At 70.0% G+C, this 3,437-nt stretch carries 4 protein-coding genes; 1 reads left to right on the top strand and 3 read right to left on the bottom strand.

The window, feature by feature from the left end; all coding sequences use genetic code 11:
* Positions 1-415 (top strand): DJ-1/PfpI family protein (locus tag VNJ47_04410; protein HXG28074.1); only part of this gene is annotated, 415 nt, incomplete at its 5' end.
* On the opposite strand, the gene VNJ47_04405 is transcribed toward VNJ47_04410, so the two are convergent.
* Genes VNJ47_04405 through ubiB form a run of 3 tightly spaced genes read right to left on the bottom strand, consistent with a single transcriptional unit; the run spans position 393 to position 3,308 of the window.
* Positions 393-1,088, bottom strand: coding sequence for a hypothetical protein (locus VNJ47_04405; protein ID HXG28073.1), 696 nt, complete (start codon positions 1,086-1,088; stop codon positions 393-395). The genes VNJ47_04410 and VNJ47_04405 overlap by 23 nt on opposite strands.
* Positions 1,081-1,629, bottom strand: a complete 549-nt coding sequence (locus VNJ47_04400) for a hypothetical protein (protein ID HXG28072.1) — start codon at positions 1,627-1,629, stop codon at positions 1,081-1,083. Before VNJ47_04400 ends, VNJ47_04405 begins: the two co-directional genes overlap by 8 nt.
* Positions 1,630-1,649: 20 nt before the next feature.
* Complete coding sequence (ubiB, locus tag VNJ47_04395) at positions 1,650-3,308, bottom strand: ubiquinone biosynthesis regulatory protein kinase UbiB (protein ID HXG28071.1); 1,659 nt, start codon at positions 3,306-3,308, stop codon at positions 1,650-1,652.
* Positions 3,309-3,437 lie beyond the last annotated feature (129 nt).

Below are 3,437 nucleotides of genomic sequence, written 5' to 3'. Positions count from 1 at the left end.
CATCGACACCGACCTGCCGCTGGCACAGGCGCGCGCCGCGGACTTCGACCTGATCGCCCTGCCCGGCGGCCTGCCCGGTGCCGACCACCTGGACCGCGACCCACGCCTCCGCCGCCTGCTGACCGACATGGCTGCGGCCGGCAAGACCGTCAGCGCGATCTGCGCCGCGCCCAAGGTGTTGGCCAGTGCCGGGCTGCTGCAGGGCAGGCGCGCGACCAGTTACCCCGGGTTTCTCGACCCCCGCCAGGTGCGCTACCAAGAAGACCCCGTGGTCGTGGACGGCCCGCTGATCACCTCGCGCGGTCCGGGCACGGCGCTGGCCTTCGCGCTGACCCTGGTGGAAACCCTGGCCGGCGCCGGCAAGCGCGCCGAGCTGGAGCAGCGTATGCTGGTCACGAAGACGGCGTCAGCCTGAACCAGGCCAGCGCGTCATAGGGCAGCTTCGCGTCCGCGGGCACGCCCGCGGCCTGCAAGGCCGGCCAGTAGGGCAGCGCCGCGGCAGGTGCCACCAGCACCTTCTCCACCCCGCTCAGCTCGATCTTCCAGCCCTGGCGTGCGAAGCCTGCGCGCAGCTCGGGATAAATAGGCACCGCGTTGGCCAATTGCTGCACGACGGCGTTCTCGTGGCCACGCACCGGCCGGCCGCGACGCGCATCCCATTCGGGCGCGCCAAACGCGGCCAGTGCCAGGCGCTGCGACAGCTCGCGCCCACCGCAACCGGCGTCCGGGCACAGGCGTCCCCAGAACAGCTGGCGCACCGGCGCCGGCGGCAGCGCCTGCCAAAGCGCTTCCAGTAAGGGCACCTGTTCGGTGAGCGGCAGCGTGCACTGCGCGCGCTGCAGCAGTACCTGCGGCTCGACCGTGCGCAGTTCCCAGCGGATACGGCATGCGCCGCTGGCGATGAGGTAATGCGCCTCGCCCGGCCGGGCATCGTGCTCGATCGTGACCCCCGGCGCGACGGGTCGCGCGGTACTGGGTGCGGGCGGCGGCGCCGGTTCGGAACAGGCAGCGAGGGCCGCGACGGCAACGGACAGAAAAAACGCGGGGGTCGGCGCGCACGGTATCGCCCGGCGCAGGCGTTCAGGCATGGGCTTCGTGCTCGCCCAGCTCGTCCACCAGCAGCAGCGAGCCTGCCACGCCGGCCTGCCAGGCGAAGAAACCGGCAATCAGCAGAATGTGCAGCCACCAGGATTCGTCCGGCATGAGCAGTCCCTCGCCGATCACGCAGCCGCCCAGCGTACCGGCGACGAAGGCCATGAGCATGGCCAGCAGGGACAGCCGCCGCGGCGCCAGCAAGCGCACCGACAAGGAGATGAGCCAGGCACCCAGCCCGCCGGCCACGCCGCAAGCCAGCACGGTGGATTGTTCCTGCTCGGTCACCAGCCCGCTCGCCAGCTGGAACATGAGTATCCAGGTGAGGCCCGCCGCCAGCACGAGGCCGGCTCGGCGCAGGGGCAGCTGTGCGGCGAGTTGCAGCGCCATCAGCCCGAACACGAAGCCCGGCGCGTAGCGGAAAACGTCGGCGGGCAACGGCAGCCAGGCCGGCACATTGCCCGCCAGGCACAGCAGACCATAGCTCAGCAGTCCGGACAGAGCCGCCAGCGTCAACAGCTGTCTGGTACTTGGCATGTCTGCTCTCCCGCGCCGGCTCAATCCCGGTTCCGGAATCCGCGCCACCAAAGATACAGTCCTGCAGCTCCCAAAAGCCAGACGACCGGCGACACCCCACGCCAGCCCTGCGCCCAGCTGCCGTCAAGCCCCATGAGCAGCACCGCGCTGACCAGAAAGGTGGCGCCCGCCAGCACCAGCCGGTTGCGGCGGTTGCCGCGGGCGATCTCGGCGCGCAGTTCGGCCAACGCCTGGCGCTGCGCCGCGCCCGGCTGGAAATGGCCGGATTCCAGCCGCCGCAACAGGCCGTGCGCCAGTTGCGGCAGCGTTTCGGCCAGGGTCGGGATCTGGTCGCGGAAACGCTCCAGCGTGGCACGCGGGCCGATGCGGTTGCGCATCCACTCCTCCATGATGGGCTTGGCGGTCTTCCACAGATCCAGCTCGGGATACAGCTGCCGGCCCAGGCCCTCGATGTTGAGGATGGTCTTCTGTAGCAGCACCAGCTGCGGCTGCACCTCCATGTGGAAGCGGCGCGCGGTCTGGAACAGCCGCACCAGGAACATGCCGAAGGAGATGTCCTTGAGCGGGCGGTTGAAGATCGGCTCACACACGCTGCGGATCGCAGCCTCGAACTCGTCCACGCGCGTGCCCGGCGGCACCCACTCGCTCTCCACGTGCAGCTCGGCCACGCGCCGGTAGTCGTGGTTGAAAAAGGCCAGGAAATTTTCCGCCAGGTAGCGCTGATCGCCGGGACTCAGGGAACCGACGATGCCGAAGTCCAGCGCCACGTAGCGCGGCTGCTGCGGGTTGTCCACGTCCACGAAGATATTGCCCGGGTGCATGTCGGCGTGGAAAAAATTGTCGCGGAACACCTGGTTGAAGAAGATCTGCACGCCGCGCTCGGCCAGCACCTGGAAGTTGACCCCGGCCGCCTTGAGCGCCGCGATGTCGTCGATCGGGATGCCGTACACGCGCTCCAGCACCAGCACGTTCGGGCGGCTGTAGTCGAAGAACACCTGCGGGTGGTAGATCAGCTCGGAGCCGAGCCAGTTGCGGCGCAGCTGGCTGGCATTGGCGCCCTCGCGCAGCAGGTCCAGCTCGTCGAAGATGACCTTCTCGTACTCCTCGACGATGCGCACCGGGTGCAGGCGCTTGCCCTGTTGCCAATACCGTTCGACCAGCCCCGCGATCGTGTACATGAGGTCCACGTCGCGCCGGATCTGCCGGTCGATGTCCGGGCGCAGCACCTTGACCACCACGTCCAGGCCCTGGCTCTCGCCGGGCGCCGGCCTGAGCCGCGCGGCATGCACCTGGGCCACGCTGGCCGAGGCCAGCGGGCGGGTGTCGAACTGCTCGAACACCTGTTCCAGCGGAAAACCGTAGGCCTTTTCGACCAGCGCGCGCGCCACCTCGCCGGGAAACGGCGGCACTTCGTCCTGCAGCTTGGCCAGCTCGCTGGCGATGTCCGGCGGCAACAGGTCCGGGCGCGTGGACAGGGTCTGGCCCAGCTTGACGAACACCGGCCCCAGCTCCTCCAACGCCTCGCGGATGCGCACGCCGAGCGGCCGTGCGCGCATCGCCGCCGACGGCCACAGCCCCAGCCGGCGGCCGCCCTCGCCCAGCAGTTCGCCCAGGCCGTACTTGGCCACCACGCGGCGGATCTGCCACAGGCGGCGCAACTGGCCCAGGCCGCGGATCACGCGGAAGGCCCCGCTGTCAGCCGGCGCTGCAGCCGGCGCACGCACGCCTCCAGCCGGTCCACGTCCTCGCGCAGCCGGTCGACGCCGTCCATCCACTTCTGCACGTCGGCGCGGTGCACCAAGTCGCGG

This window comes from Nevskiales bacterium, assembly GCA_035574475.1.
Lineage (GTDB): Bacteria > Pseudomonadota > Gammaproteobacteria > Nevskiales > DATLYR01 > DATLYR01.
This window is presented reverse-complemented; position numbering and strand designations above follow the sequence as displayed.

Coding starts and splice junctions, on each gene's coding strand:
- VNJ47_04400 (HXG28072.1), bottom strand. CDS start 1,629: ATGCCAAGTACCAGACAGCTGTTGACGCTGGCGGCTCTGTCCGGACTG.
- VNJ47_04405 (HXG28073.1), bottom strand. CDS start 1,088: ATGCCTGAACGCCTGCGCCGGGCGATACCGTGCGCGCCGACCCCCGCG.